This is a genomic window from Antarcticimicrobium sediminis (assembly GCF_004348975.1).
In the GTDB taxonomy this organism is placed as follows: Bacteria; Pseudomonadota; Alphaproteobacteria; order Rhodobacterales; family Rhodobacteraceae; genus Antarcticimicrobium; species Antarcticimicrobium sediminis.
Genome location: NZ_SMFP01000001.1, coordinates 230,227 through 242,157, shown reverse-complemented (window position 1 = coordinate 242,157; position 11,931 = coordinate 230,227). Strand labels below are relative to the sequence as shown.

The window sequence follows — 11,931 nt, the reverse complement described above, 5'->3', positions numbered from 1 at the left end:
TCGAATCGTTCACGGTCGTCGGCCACAACGTGGCAGCGCGGGGTGGCAAAAACTGTCGGGGTCATGGCAGGGCCGGGAAGTCGGCGCGGCGATGCGGGGCGACCATCTTCCGGAGGGCGTCGGGGGCCAGAACATCGACTTGGTCGCCCCATTGATACAGGTACCAGGCCATCTCCAAATGGCCCGAGGCGGTGAACCTCACGGTAAGCGCGCCATCCGGTTCATCCGTCATCTCCTGCTCAGGGTGAAAGACGAACTGGCGTGCGACAATTGCAGCGGAAGGCGAGAAGCGCCATGCGACGGGGCTGTACTCCGCATCGGAGTGGAACGAGCCGAAAGCTTGCGCCGAAAAGCTGGCGAGGTTGAAATCCGGATCGCGGGCAAAGCTATGGCCCATGATGCGGACTTGGCGGACGCGGTCGAGTCGGAAGCGGCGCATCCTGCTGTTACCCGCGACGGGCCGCGCCACAAGGTAGCGCCGGATGCCCAGCAGTAGGCCATACGGTTCCAGTAGGCGCTCGGACGTGCTGCCATCCGCTGATACGTAGGTGACCTCAACGGTGAAGGGCGCACGAAGGGCCTCGGTAAGTACTCCGAGTAAGCGCTTCTCTGGCTCGACTCGCGGGCCGGGGCGCGTGGCAAAGCCCTGCGCTTCAAGAAGCGCTTCGGCGTCGGCCTCGGTGCGGCGAGCCAAGCTTGACGGCATGGCGGCCAGAAGTCTGTCGCGAAGTACCTTTAGGCGTTGCGCCTCGTCGGGGGCGCCATCGCGCTCGGCCCGTTTCGCAGCCAGCTCCAGCGCGGCCAATTCGCTGTCGCGGATGCCTTGGGCCTGCAACCAACGCGGGTCGTGTCGGGGCAGATGCCATCGGCGCCGCCGGTCCTCGTCATCGCGGATGTCGACTTGGGGAAAGACCGTCTCGAAGGACCGCATCATGCGTTGCGCGGTGCGATGATCGCAGCCGAACTCCTCGGTCAGATCCTGCAGCGAGATCCCGTCGAAGCGGGACATGGCCATCTCGGCAACGCGCAGAAGATCGGCGGCTTTGGCATAAGACATGCGAAAATTACCCTGCGATTCAATTTCTGGTTTTGCGAAATGTAGGTGACAGATTTTGCCATGCTGGGGGTGCATTATAGATTTGTCAACGAAACCGAGGCTCGGAGGGAAGGAAGTACCCCGGACAACGCCGCAATGAAGAGTTTTTTTCTCCTCCAAGAATCCGAACGGACAGCCAAATGTATCTTGCGCCATTGACGCCGCCCTTGAACACCATGCTTGCGGGCCTGCCATTCACCGTCGCCGAGGAATTTGATTCCGGTGCTGTCCGTTGCCCGGCAGTCGCCGCTTGCGGCGATGAGAGGGGACGAGCAGGTTGAGCGGCCCACCAGCACAGCGATACGGTATTTGAACTGCCAGTGTCTTCTGCCGACGACACAGGGTGGAAAAATCGGGCACCGGCCAATCAATGCCCGCCATCCGCTGCAGGCCCTTCGGGCGACGGGGGCGGTGGCATGCTGCGCCCGGCATAATGTCGTGGGAGGGCTGGCTGCAGTCGCCCGCAACTCCGCCGGCCCAGCCCAGGCGGAAGATCATGACGCTGTAGCCCCGCAAGGCAGCTTCGAGTCCCTTTTGACCGTGATCCAACACGCGGATACAACGGATCGATGAAAATGCGTTCGACTGCCGGCAGGGGGATTGCCTGTCGAGAGGAGTGTGAATGGACGACAATCCGGCCACCGGACAGTGCCTGTGTGGCGCTGTGACATTCCGCATATCGGGAGAGTTCCAGAGCCTCTTCCTCTGCCACTGCGCCCGCTGCCGCAAGGACAGCGGTTCGGCCCATTCGGCAAACCTGTTTTCCTCCACTGCGAGGATCACCTGGGTGACAGGCGAGGAGAACGTCAGGACATTCCGGCTTTCCGGTTCTCGCCACATGAAGAGCTTTTGCTCTGACTGCGGGTCCGCTCTGCCTGTTTCCCAGCCGGAGGTTGGTTTGCTTGTGGTGCCGGCAGGGTCGCTTGACAGCCGGATCGACATACGACCCAACGCGCATATCTGCTGTTCCAGTCGCGCGAACTGGGACAACGACCTGGCCTCCATCGAAAGGATCGACGGGCTTCCCGGCTGAACGTTCGAGCCGATGATGCATCTCGGACAACAGCCAGACGACAAGGACGCGGCCGTCGGCTTCGTTCACATTCCGGCCATCCAGCGAGCCGAAATGCTGCGCTTGCTCCAACGGCCGCTTGCGGAAGGCTGCATCGCAGCGCCAACGGTCGCGCCCAAGGTCCGCATTGGGCGGATTCTGTTGAAAATCTCATTGCGGAATCTGCAAACTTCGGAAAAGTGGGAAATCGTTCCCGGATATGCTGAGTGCGCCCAGTGACGCTGTTAAGATTTGAGCAAATACGAATTTTGTTCTACCAAATTTGGAGCCAACGCGCTGCATCAGAGTTTTTCAACACAATCGGCCGAATACAACACTCGGACAGGAAGGGCGTATTCCGTTGAAAAACTCTTGTTGATTTGAGCGCCAGTCGCTGATTCAATTTCCCTTATTCTGTGGGGGGAACTGCGATGTTGGGACCGAAGCAAGAGGCGCAAGGCGCACTGTTCTACGAGTTCTCAATTGAGGATCACGTCCCGCAGGACCACCTGCTGCGCTCCATCGACCGTTTTGTTAATTTGACCGAAATCCGTGCCTACCTCGCGGAGTTCTACAGCCACACGGGGCGGCCATCCGTCGATCCCGAGCTTCTGATCCGTATGCTGTTGGTCGGCTATTGCGTAAGGATCCGGCGGCGGCCGTCTGATCTCGGGATCGATCCGATGGTAAGTCCGGCCTTATGTCCGACTTTAATAACCGCCCTCAAATCGAAATTCTTTCCGCAGCCGATGGTGATCGCCGCCGGTATTGGTCAGATGATGATAAACTGCGCATTGTGGAGGAGAGCCTTATCGGCCACCGACAAGCAGCAGCCACAGCGCGGCGGCATGGCATTTGCCGGTCGCTCCTGACCACCTGGCGGCGGCAGTATCGAAATGGTGAGCTTGGGTCTTCTCGTCCGGTGTCGTTCGCGCCGGTGGCCGTGGCAAAGGGAGCTCCCGCGTCGCAAGCAAATCCGGTTGATCCGTGTCCGCCTCCGGACTGTCAGGTTGAGATAGGCTTGCCGAATGGGCGCCGGCTCATCGTGCCGGTAGGTGTGGAGCCCGAAGCGCTTGCCCGGATTCTGGCAGTGGTGGATCGGCAATGATCGCGTTTCCGGCAGGCGTGAAGGTGTGGATTGCGGGCGGCGTCACCGACATGAGGCGGGGCATGAACACGCTGGCGCTGCAGGTGCAAGAAGGGCTCGGCCGCGATCCCCATGCGGGCGAGCTCTTTTGCTTTCGGGGCCGCAAGGGCGATCTGGTCAAGATCCTGTGGCATGATGGCGTGGGCATGTCGCTGTATCTGAAGCGCCTGGAGGCGGCCAAGTTCATCTGGCCGGTGAGCCGGTCCGGCGAGGCGGTGCAGATCTCTGCGGCACAGCTGGGCTATCTTCTGGAGGGGATCGAATGGCGCAATCCTCGCTGGACGCAACGTCCTGCAAAAGCTGGATAAATTGTTCCATCGGGCCTGTTTTTATTGGCGCTCCTCGAGCCCGGATGATAGACATCCGCCATGTCGAATACCGCTTCCGAGCTTGCGAGATTACGCACCGCCCTGGCAGTTGCGGAGGCCCGCGCAGAGGTTGCGGAAAGCGAACTGGCACAGACCCGTGCCGTCGTGTCCTGTTCGGAAGCGATGATCCAGGAACTCAAGCTTGAGATTGCCAAGCTGCGTCGCGACAAATACGGCATCTCGTCGGAACGGCGCGCCCGGTTGATCGATCAGCTGGAACTACAGCTTGAAGAACTGGAAACGACGGTCGCTGAGGATACCGGCGGTGCTTGACGGCACAGGGTGTAAGTCCGGCCTGCTGGTCGGCCCCTCGTGCCAGGAAAACCATTATGAACAAGACCCTTTATGGCGGTGCCCCGCTTTTCGCTGCACTGGACATCCTGGATTTCCTGCGCCGCAACGGCGACAGCCTTTCTGAGTTGTTGGAAGGGATCGCGGGCGATCGAGGACTGGACCTCTATCTCGGGACCGATCGTCTGCTGGACAGCCAAAGCCCCGATCCGGCGCGTGTCGGAAAGGCACTGCGGGAGATCCGCGATCTTCTGGAGGCGGCTGGCGTTCCCGACGATCGCTTTGCGGCCCCTCTCAGGTGGCATTGGGCACGGCTGACCGATTTCGTGGCTCGGCTGCCTGGGTGAAGCATCATGGGCCCCGATCCGAAAATCGGGGCCCTTTCTGCAAAGCTATTACTTGGTAGACTTTTTCGTTTTGGTCGAACAGGCCGCCGTTTTAACTTTCCGTGCTGCGAGCCGCTTTTTGAGCGCATCAACCCGCTCTTGTGTTTCTGGCTGAGATACAACATCCCACCATTTCCAGCCTTCAAATCGGTCTCCGATTTTCTCAAGATTGGTGTAAATCTCGAGGGATGACCAGGAGCGATGACCAGACATCATTCGGACTTTTGCCGCTGACCAGCCCATCTCAAAGGCTCGAGATATCGCTTCGTGCCGGAGATCGTGAAAGTGTAGATCTTCAATGTTCTCGAAAAGTTCAACGAGACGAGTAAATGCAGTTGACAGGCTGTCAGATACATACGGGAAGACTTTGTCGTCGACTTTCGGCATTGACATGATGATCTGGAGCGCTTCGTCGCTGAGCAGAACCCAAACGTCGTTACCTTTCTTCTGCCCCGGATGTTTCATGTCACGAACGAGGACCTTCTTGTCTGCATAGTTCACGTCATCCCATCGAATTCTCGTGATTTCCGATAGTCTACGTGATGACGCGATGGCGAAGGCAATGATCTTGTGCAACGGGGCTGCATTGCTTCTCGCAGACCGAGCGAATGCCTCTTCCATCAGATCGTTCAGTTCTTGGAGTTTTGGCCGTCTGTCGCGCTTGTTGGCCTTGCCAACGATCTTGAGCCTTCGCAGCGTTCTCATCGCGCTTTGCATATCCTCGTATTTCAATGGGATTTTGTAAGCCGTTTCTGCTACGGTGAAGAGGCCATATAGATGCTGCATGTAATTGTTTACCGTCGCGGCGCACCGCCCCTCTTTTTTCAATACACGTGCGAGATCAATGAGAAATGTTGGATTAACCTCGTGGCAGCCAACTTTAGTCTCATCCATTCCCTCAAGGGTCCGGAGGCATTGAATCATCGTCTTTCCGACTTCTTTTTCGATGTCCATTCGGTAGCGCTTGATCAGTTCGGCGAAGGTGCCGGCTGGTGCAACGAACGAAAAGGTCCCGTCGTGCCAGGATTTCTCAGTGCGAGCGGCCCACTTCTCCGCCAGCTTACGCTGCGAAGAGGTTTCCGATTTCGAGAAGATCACCTTCCCGCTCTTCTTGATGCGCACCTGGGCAGTGAAGCTCGGTTTGCCGTTCGTTTTGTTTCGTGTCGTGATGGTTGCCATTTTCAGCCCTTTCCTTGTGGGAAGGACGATGGGTTCGACTGATTTTTCCCGGAAATCTGAGAGCGAAAAAATCTTGGTAGCGTCACCAGAGGTGGGTGCGTGACGTCTGTGAGCACCGGTGCTACAAGACGCTCTCCGAGTGCTACATTTGTAGCACCGGCTGCCGAAATCGTTGCGAATAGCGGCGAATGATCGCAAATCGTAGCCGCCATCGACGGAGGGCCAGCCAGTGAAACAAGGGATTCGCAGCATGACTGATGCTCCCCGTCTGTCCGTTGCGCCGATGATGGACTGGACGGATCGACACTGTCGCTATTTCCATCGCCTGCTGAGCCGGGAGACGCTGCTGTATACCGAGATGGTGACCGCGCCGGCCTTGGTGCGGGGCGGGGCGCTGCATCTGCTTGAGTATAATTCGCAGGAGCATCCGGTCGCCTTGCAACTGGGCGGCTCTGACCCGGTCGAACTGGCGCAGGCGGCGCGGCTGGGCGCGGCTGCGGGGTATGACGAGATCAACCTCAATTGCGGCTGCCCGTCGGACCGGGTACAATCAGGCGCCTTTGGCGCGGTGCTGATGACGCAGGCGCCGCTGGTGGCCGACTGTGTGGCGGCGATGCGCGCGGCGGTGGATGTGGAGATCACGGTGAAATGCCGCATCGGGGTCGACGAGCAGAGCCCGGAAGATATCTTGCCAGAGTTCCTGTCGCAGGTGGCCGCGGCGGGATGCCATCGCTTTACCATTCATGCGCGCAAGGCTTGGCTGCAAGGGTTGTCGCCAAAGGACAACCGTACCATTCCGCCGCTGGACTATGATCTGGTGATGCGGATGAAGGCGCAGTTTCCGCATCTGCATCTTTCGATCAACGGCGGTATCGCGTCGCTGGAGCAGGCGCGCGGCTTTTTGGAGGCCGGGCTTGACGGGGTCATGATCGGGCGGGCGGCCTATCACACGCCGGCCGATATTTTGGCTGCGGCGGACCCGATGATCTTTGGCACCGGCAAGGCCGTCGATCCGATGCAGGTGGCGCGGGACATGCTGCCCTATATCGAAGCCCATCTGGTGGCGGGCGGGCGGCTGCATCAGGTGACGCGGCACATGCTGGGCCTGTTTGCCGGGCGCCCCGGCGCGCGCGGTTGGCGGCGGGTGTTGTCGGAGGGGGGCACGCGCCCCGGGGCCGGCCCCGATCTGGTGCTAGAGGCGCTGGCGCGGATCGATGCGGCCGGGGCCGCAGGCGATGCTGCTGGTTGATAACAGTCTGAAGTAGCAAGCAGAAGCTGCCGGGCAAGGGGGGCTGGCCTAGGGTCCGGCGACGGTGTAAGTCGGCGCGCGGATCAAGTGAGATCACGAAGGAGAGCCCGATGGCCGGTCAGATGCCCGATACGACGCTGTTGTTACAGATGCTGGTGATGCTGATGGTGATCGGCGGGTTCGCCGGGGTGCTGGCCGGGCTGTTGGGGGTTGGCGGCGGAATTGTTCTGGTGCCGTCCTTTTTCTATGCCTTCCAGACGCTTGGATATGGTGGACCGCAGCTTATGCAGATGTGTCTGGCGACCTCACTTGCGACCATCATCGTGACCTCTGTCCGCTCGGTGCTGAGCCATAACAAGAAGGGTGCGGTGGTCTGGCCGATCCTGCGCAGCTGGGGCCCGGGCATCGCGATGGGGGCGGTGCTGGGCGTGTTGGTCGTGGCCTCGTTGCGCTCGAGCGTGTTGCAGGGGCTGTTCGGGGTGATCGGCATCGTGATCGGGCTGTATCTGGGGTTCGGAAAATCCGAGTGGCGGCTGGGTGAAGAGATGCCCAAGGGGATTCGGCGCGCGATCGTGTCGCCCATCGTTGGCTTTCTCTCGGTGCTGATGGGGATCGGGGGCGGCAGTTTCGGCGTGCCGCTGATGAGCCTGTACAACATCCCGATTCACCGCGCCGTGGCCACCGCCGCCGGGTTTGGCGTGATCATCGCGGTGCCCTCGGTTGCTGGGTTCATGCTGCTGAGCATCGACCCGGCCAACCGGCCGCCGTTTTCCGTGGGGGCGGTGAATCTGCCCGCCTTTCTGGTGGTGATCGCCATGACCTTGACCACCGCGCCATGGGGGGTGAAGCTGGCGCATGCGATGGACCCCAAGCCATTGAAGCGCATCTTTGCGGTCTTTCTGACGCTGGTGGCGCTGAACATGCTGCGCAAGGCGCTGGGCTGGTAACGCGGCCTGTCCATGTCCGGCGCGCAAAAGGGATTGAGTTTCTGACCGGGCCAAAGGCAAAGCGCGCACCCCCGGCTTCTTCTTGGCTCAAATACTCCCGCCGGAGGCAGGCGGCGCCGCAGGGGCCGCCACTTTGGGCATTCCTGCTTTGCTGTCAGCCCCTCGGCTCACCCCGCCCCTCAGCCCTGCGCCCCGCCTTTCAGCCGGGCGGCGCGGCCGCCGCGGCGTCGGGCCAGACGTGGGGCGCGTTCTGGCAGGCTTGCCGTGATGGTGCGGCGTTCCTCGGCTGTCATGCGGGACCACGCGGCGATTTCGTCAAGGCTGCGCAGACAGCCGGTGCACAGCCGCTCTTGCGGATGCACGACACAGATCTTGACGCAGGGGCTCTCGATCTCGTCGCGGCTCCAGACCTGCTCCATCACCGTTCGCCTTCCGTCTTCATGTGACGCATCCGATCCAGCGCCCCTTGCAGGATATACGAGGCGGCCACGTTATCGATCCGCTCGGCGCGACGCTTTCGAGACGTATCCGCCTCCAGCAGCGCGCGTTCGGCGGCGACAGAGCTAAGCCGCTCGTCCCAGAAGCCGATCGGAAGGTCGGTGAGCCGGGACAGGTTGCGGGCAAAGGAGCGGGTGGACTGGCAGCGCGGGCCTTCGCTGCCGTCCATGTTGCGCGGCAGACCCAGAACGATGCCGCCCACCTCGCGGTCGTTGATGATCTCCAGCAACCGCTGCGCATCCACGGTGAACTTCTTGCGCCAGACGGTTTCCAGCGGGCTCGCGGCCGCGCCGATGCGGTCCGAGACGGCGACGCCGATGGTCTTGTCGCCCAGATCCAGCCCGATCAGCGCCACCATCGGCGGCAGGGCGGTGACGAAGTCCTCGAACACGTTCACAATCACCCGCCGATCCCCGCCTTTTGCGCCGCGCCTTCGATCTGTTGCAGCGCGGCGGCGTCCTTGGCAAAGGTCTGTTTCGCCTCGTCATAGATCGCGCTGGCGCGCTCGGTGTCGCCCAGCACACCCAAGGCCCCGATCAGACGGGCCCATTCGGCGGGGCTGCCGCCCTCGCTGGCCAGCCGCTCCGACAGCCGGTCGACCATGCCGCGGATCATGTCCTGACGCCCCTCGGCCGTCATATCGGCGGCGGCCGCCACATCGTCGGAGTTGGGCCCGGCCAGCATCGGCGCGCTGCCCGCAGCGGGGGACAGGGTATACTCGATACCGGCAGTTGCGGCCATTTGTTCGATCTGGGCGCGGATCGGTTCGATCCAATAGGCGTCGGGCGGCCCGGCCCGCAGGGTTTCTTCCCAGATGCGAAAGGCGATGTCGGACCGCCCGGTCTGGGCCATCATCGCCCCCCAGTAATAGCGCGCCGGCCCGTTGCTGCGGTCGCGCTCCAGCGCGCCGGCCAGCGCGGCTTCGGCCTGTGGCGAGACATAGCCGCCGGCGGCCATGATCAAAAGCTCGGCATAATCCGAGAAATCCTGCGCGCTTGCCGCGTTCCCCTTGATCTTCAGCACCTGTTCCTTGGCCTGATAGGCGGCTTGAAAGTTGCCGCTGTTGGCCTCGTGCTGGGCCAGCAGATCGTGGCCCTGGGCATCGTCGGGGCGGGCGGCGACCGTGGTGCGCAGCTGATCGATCAGCGCCTTGTAGCTTTCTTCGATCTGGCGCGGCGGTTGCGTCGGCAGACCGGCCTCGGCGGCGCTTTGGTCGGGGCGGGTGCGGCGCGCCTCTTCGGCCATGGCCAGCCGGTGTTTCAGGCCCAGATCGCCATAGCCCGGCGCCCCGAGACTGCGATAGATCAGCGCCGAACCGGCCAACACCAGAACCGCCATCGCCACCGCGGTGACCACGGTGGCCGCCTGCGGTTGGCCCGATCCGCCCTGCGTCTTGTGGGTGGCGGCATCGGCGGCCAGGATCCGGCGCGAGACCTCGGCGCGGATCCGTTCGGCATCGGCCTCGCCGATCACGCCGCGCGCCAGATCGCGGTCCACTTCCTTGAGTTGGTCGCGATAGACCCGCAGGTCATAGGCGGCGGCAGGCCCGGCCCCCCCGCGTGCGCGCAGCAGGGCCAAGACCAAGAGCGCGGCCGCGGCCACCGCCATTGCTGATGTGATAATCCAGAACGACATGAGATCTCCCGTTTCGACCTGATCTATAGGCGTGGAGCGCTTGAAAAAAGGGCAAATCGCCACTTGGGGCTCACATGTCGCAACTGTGACCTATAACGGCGAATTGCGTCATGGCCCGTCTCTGGCTAGGGGGCATAGAAGAGAGCAGACAAACCGAACGGATTCGCCCATGAAACGATACTCCGCCTTTGCCGTCGCCCGCGAAGCTCTGAGCTATCACACCGGCTGGGGGCGGGCGTGGCGCGCGCCCGAGCCGAAGTCGCGGTATGACGTCGTGATCGTGGGCGCGGGGGGGCATGGGCTTGCCACCGCCTATTACCTTGGCAAGAATTTCGGCATCACCAATGTGGCGGTGCTGGAGAAGGGCTGGCTGGGCGGCGGCAACACCGGGCGCAACACCACCATCATCCGCTCCAACTATCTGCAGGATTCCTCGGCTGCGATCTTTGAAAAGGCCCGCGCGCTGTACGAAGGGCTGAGCCAGGATCTGAACTATAACGTCATGTTCTCGCCGCGTGGCTGCCTGATGCTGGCGCAAACCCAGTCCGAGGTTCGCGGCTATCAGCGCACCGCGCATGCCAACGCGCTACAGGGGGTTCAGACCGAATGGGTCGGGCCGCAGCGGGTCAAGGAACTGGTGCCGATCATCAATATCGACGGGCCGCGTTACCCGGTTCTGGGCGGGCTGTGGCAGGCGCGCGGCGGCACCGCGCGCCACGATGCGGTGGCCTGGGGCTATGCCCGGGCCTGTTCCGCCATGGGCATGGACATCATCCAGCAATGCGAGGTCACCGGCGTGCGCCGCGAGGGCGGCAAGGTGGTGGGCGTCGACACCAGCAAGGGCGCCATCGATTGTGGCAAACTGGGGATGGTGGTCGCGGGCCATTCCGGTGCCTTGGCCGAGATGGCGGGGTTCCGCCTTCCAATCGAAAGCGTGGCGCTGCAGGCATTGGTGTCAGAGCCGATCAAACCCTGCATGGACGTGGTGGTCATGGCCAACACGGTGCATGGCTATATGTCGCAATCGGACAAGGGCGAGATGGTGATCGGCGGCGGCACTGACAGCTTCAACAACTACACCCAGCGCGGCAGCTTTCACCATATTGAACACACGCTGGCGGCGCTGATCGAAACCTTCCCGATGGTGTCGCGGCTCAAGATGCTGCGGCAATGGGGCGGCATCGTCGACATGACCGGGGACCGCTCGCCGATCCTGTCGAAAACCCCGGTAGAGGGTATCTTCATCAACTGCGGATGGGGCACGGGCGGGTTCAAGGCGATCCCCGGCTCTGGCTGGGCCTTTGCCGAACTCATGGCCAAGGGCCACGCGCCGCTGGCCGATGACTTCTCGCTCGACCGCTTCACCGAAGGCCGCTTCATTGATGAGAGCGTCGCGGCCGGGGTGGCGCATTGATGGCCTACTCTGAACACATGGCCGAAACCATGCGCGCCGATCTGGGGGTCGAACCGGGCCTGTCCGAGAAAAAGATGTTCGGCGGCATCTGCCTGCTGTTGTATGGCAACATGATCGCCGGTCTTGGCAAGGATGGCGCGTTTTATCGCGTCGGCAAGCCGAACGAGGCTACGGCGCGAGCGCTGCCCGGCACCGACCCGATGGTCATGGGGGGCCGTCAGATGGGCGGCTTTGTCCGCCTCGATGAGGACGGTTTTACCGAGGACGCCACCCGCCTGAAACTCACCGAGATCGCGCTGGCGTTCACCGCCAGCCTGCCGCCAAAGGAATAGCCCATGCTGATCCTCACCTGTCCCTGTTGCGGCGTCACCGCCGAGGAAACCGAATTCGCCGCCGGCGGCGAGGCCCATGTCAAACGCTTCGGCCCCGGTGCCTCGGACGAGGAGTTCCGCGACTATATCTTCGCCCGCGAGAACCCCAAGGGGGTGCATTTCGAACGCTGGCGCCATGCCAATGGCTGCGGCAAGTGGTTCCATGCCGCGCGCTGCACCATAACGTTGGAGGTGTTCGGCACCTATTCCGCCCAGACCACAACGCCGCCAAAGGCGATCTGCGCGGCGATCACCGCCAAACGCCCCGGCTGGACATGGAGGGACTTCGCATGACCCTT

15 protein-coding genes and 3 pseudogenes are annotated in these 11,931 nt (G+C 62.2%); 12 read left to right on the top strand and 6 right to left on the bottom strand.

Annotated elements, in window-relative coordinates:
• Nucleotides 1-61: 61 nt before the first annotated feature.
• Both E1B25_RS01105 and E1B25_RS01100 read right to left on the bottom strand, forming a co-directional pair.
• On the bottom strand, nucleotides 62-1,216 hold the full coding sequence (locus E1B25_RS01105) for a helix-turn-helix transcriptional regulator (protein WP_245510576.1): 1,155 nt from the start codon (nucleotides 1,214-1,216) through the stop codon (nucleotides 62-64).
• Between the two features lie 11 nt (nucleotides 1,217-1,227).
• Nucleotides 1,228-1,486 (bottom strand): annotated as a pseudogene (locus tag E1B25_RS01100) (transposase); the annotation flags it as partial.
• Between the two features lie 232 nt (nucleotides 1,487-1,718).
• On the opposite strand from E1B25_RS01100, the gene E1B25_RS01095 reads away from it, so the two are divergent.
• The 7 genes and pseudogenes from E1B25_RS01095 to E1B25_RS01065 all read left to right on the top strand — a co-directional run bounded on the left by E1B25_RS01095 (nucleotide 1,719) and on the right by E1B25_RS01065 (nucleotide 4,300).
• Nucleotides 1,719-2,129, top strand: a complete 411-nt coding sequence (locus E1B25_RS01095; RefSeq protein WP_132826834.1) for a GFA family protein — start codon at nucleotides 1,719-1,721, stop codon at nucleotides 2,127-2,129.
• A 12-nt stretch (nucleotides 2,130-2,141) separates the two neighbouring features.
• Entirely contained in the window at nucleotides 2,142-2,387 is a 246-nt protein-coding gene (locus E1B25_RS01090; RefSeq protein WP_132826833.1) for a hypothetical protein, read from the top strand.
• A 191-nt stretch (nucleotides 2,388-2,578) separates the two neighbouring features.
• Nucleotides 2,579-2,800: pseudogene (locus tag E1B25_RS01085) on the top strand (transposase); the annotation flags it as partial.
• Nucleotides 2,801-2,847: 47 nt separating this feature from the next.
• Nucleotides 2,848-3,255: an IS66-like element accessory protein TnpA gene (tnpA, locus tag E1B25_RS01080; protein WP_132826832.1), complete on the top strand. Its 408-nt coding sequence runs from the start codon at nucleotides 2,848-2,850 to the stop codon at nucleotides 3,253-3,255.
• The gene (gene tnpB / locus E1B25_RS01075; protein WP_132826831.1) at nucleotides 3,252-3,602 is read left to right on the top strand and encodes an IS66 family insertion sequence element accessory protein TnpB; all 351 of its coding nucleotides are present in this window, start codon (nucleotides 3,252-3,254) and stop codon (nucleotides 3,600-3,602) included. The genes tnpA and tnpB overlap by 4 nt, the downstream gene beginning before the upstream one ends.
• A gap of 60 nt (nucleotides 3,603-3,662) precedes the next feature.
• Nucleotides 3,663-3,920, top strand: a pseudogene (locus tag E1B25_RS01070) (IS66 family transposase); the annotation flags it as partial.
• 71 nt (nucleotides 3,921-3,991) lie between these two features.
• On the top strand, nucleotides 3,992-4,300 hold the full coding sequence (locus E1B25_RS01065) for a hypothetical protein (protein WP_132826830.1): 309 nt from the start codon (nucleotides 3,992-3,994) through the stop codon (nucleotides 4,298-4,300).
• A 48-nt stretch (nucleotides 4,301-4,348) separates the two neighbouring features.
• Here E1B25_RS01065 and E1B25_RS22470 read toward each other — a convergent pair whose 3' ends face one another.
• Nucleotides 4,349-5,518, bottom strand: a complete 1,170-nt coding sequence (locus E1B25_RS22470; protein ID WP_165937520.1) for a tyrosine-type recombinase/integrase — start codon at nucleotides 5,516-5,518, stop codon at nucleotides 4,349-4,351.
• A gap of 250 nt (nucleotides 5,519-5,768) precedes the next feature.
• Here E1B25_RS22470 and dusA point away from each other — a divergent pair, with 250 nt between their 5' ends.
• Together dusA and E1B25_RS01050 are read left to right on the top strand one after the other, a co-directional pair.
• Entirely contained in the window at nucleotides 5,769-6,767 is a 999-nt protein-coding gene (gene dusA, locus E1B25_RS01055; protein ID WP_132826828.1) for a tRNA dihydrouridine(20/20a) synthase DusA, read from the top strand.
• A gap of 122 nt (nucleotides 6,768-6,889) precedes the next feature.
• Nucleotides 6,890-7,714, top strand: a complete 825-nt coding sequence (locus E1B25_RS01050) for a sulfite exporter TauE/SafE family protein (protein ID WP_132827231.1) — start codon at nucleotides 6,890-6,892, stop codon at nucleotides 7,712-7,714.
• Nucleotides 7,715-7,893: 179 nt separating this feature from the next.
• Here E1B25_RS01050 and E1B25_RS01045 read toward each other — a convergent pair whose 3' ends face one another.
• The 3 genes from E1B25_RS01045 to ccmI are packed head-to-tail and all read right to left on the bottom strand — an operon-like array spanning nucleotide 7,894 to nucleotide 9,847.
• The gene (locus tag E1B25_RS01045) at nucleotides 7,894-8,133 is read right to left on the bottom strand and encodes a DUF1289 domain-containing protein (protein WP_425358914.1); all 240 of its coding nucleotides are present in this window, start codon (nucleotides 8,131-8,133) and stop codon (nucleotides 7,894-7,896) included.
• On the bottom strand, nucleotides 8,133-8,615 hold the full coding sequence (ruvX, locus tag E1B25_RS01040; RefSeq protein WP_132826826.1) for a Holliday junction resolvase RuvX: 483 nt from the start codon (nucleotides 8,613-8,615) through the stop codon (nucleotides 8,133-8,135). Before ruvX ends, E1B25_RS01045 begins: the two co-directional genes overlap by 1 nt.
• Nucleotides 8,612-9,847 (bottom strand): c-type cytochrome biogenesis protein CcmI, encoded by a 1,236-nt coding sequence (gene ccmI / locus E1B25_RS01035; RefSeq protein WP_132826825.1) that lies wholly within the window; start codon nucleotides 9,845-9,847, stop codon nucleotides 8,612-8,614. The genes ruvX and ccmI overlap by 4 nt, the downstream gene beginning before the upstream one ends.
• A 169-nt stretch (nucleotides 9,848-10,016) precedes the next feature.
• On the opposite strand from ccmI, the gene E1B25_RS01030 reads away from it, so the two are divergent.
• From E1B25_RS01030 to E1B25_RS01020, 3 genes are read left to right on the top strand one after another with little or no spacing between them, the layout of a single operon-like run.
• Nucleotides 10,017-11,261 carry a sarcosine oxidase subunit beta family protein gene (locus tag E1B25_RS01030; RefSeq protein WP_132826824.1) on the top strand — a complete coding sequence of 415 codons (1,245 nt, stop codon included), beginning with the start codon at nucleotides 10,017-10,019 and terminating at the stop codon, nucleotides 11,259-11,261.
• Nucleotides 11,261-11,593 (top strand): TfoX/Sxy family protein, encoded by a 333-nt coding sequence (locus E1B25_RS01025; protein ID WP_132826823.1) that lies wholly within the window; start codon nucleotides 11,261-11,263, stop codon nucleotides 11,591-11,593. The genes E1B25_RS01030 and E1B25_RS01025 overlap by 1 nt, the downstream gene beginning before the upstream one ends.
• 3 nt (nucleotides 11,594-11,596) lie before the next feature.
• On the top strand, nucleotides 11,597-11,926 hold the full coding sequence (locus tag E1B25_RS01020; RefSeq protein WP_132826822.1) for a sarcosine oxidase subunit delta: 330 nt from the start codon (nucleotides 11,597-11,599) through the stop codon (nucleotides 11,924-11,926).
• The last annotated feature ends 5 nt before the right edge of the window (nucleotides 11,927-11,931 follow it).

Coding starts and splice junctions, on each gene's coding strand:
- E1B25_RS01045 (WP_425358914.1), bottom strand. CDS start 8,133: ATGGAGCAGGTCTGGAGCCGCGACGAGATCGAGAGCCCCTGCGTCAAG.
- tnpB (WP_132826831.1), top strand. CDS start 3,252: ATGATCGCGTTTCCGGCAGGCGTGAAGGTGTGGATTGCGGGCGGCGTC.
- E1B25_RS01025 (WP_132826823.1), top strand. CDS start 11,261: ATGGCCTACTCTGAACACATGGCCGAAACCATGCGCGCCGATCTGGGG.
- E1B25_RS01050 (WP_132827231.1), top strand. CDS start 6,890: ATGCCCGATACGACGCTGTTGTTACAGATGCTGGTGATGCTGATGGTG.
- dusA (WP_132826828.1), top strand. CDS start 5,769: ATGACTGATGCTCCCCGTCTGTCCGTTGCGCCGATGATGGACTGGACG.
- ccmI (WP_132826825.1), bottom strand. CDS start 9,847: ATGTCGTTCTGGATTATCACATCAGCAATGGCGGTGGCCGCGGCCGCG.
- E1B25_RS01090 (WP_132826833.1), top strand. CDS start 2,142: ATGATGCATCTCGGACAACAGCCAGACGACAAGGACGCGGCCGTCGGC.
- E1B25_RS01020 (WP_132826822.1), top strand. CDS start 11,597: ATGCTGATCCTCACCTGTCCCTGTTGCGGCGTCACCGCCGAGGAAACC.
- E1B25_RS01065 (WP_132826830.1), top strand. CDS start 3,992: ATGAACAAGACCCTTTATGGCGGTGCCCCGCTTTTCGCTGCACTGGAC.
- E1B25_RS01095 (WP_132826834.1), top strand. CDS start 1,719: ATGGACGACAATCCGGCCACCGGACAGTGCCTGTGTGGCGCTGTGACA.
- E1B25_RS01030 (WP_132826824.1), top strand. CDS start 10,017: ATGAAACGATACTCCGCCTTTGCCGTCGCCCGCGAAGCTCTGAGCTAT.
- E1B25_RS22470 (WP_165937520.1), bottom strand. CDS start 5,518: ATGGCAACCATCACGACACGAAACAAAACGAACGGCAAACCGAGCTTC.
- tnpA (WP_132826832.1), top strand. CDS start 2,848: ATGTCCGACTTTAATAACCGCCCTCAAATCGAAATTCTTTCCGCAGCC.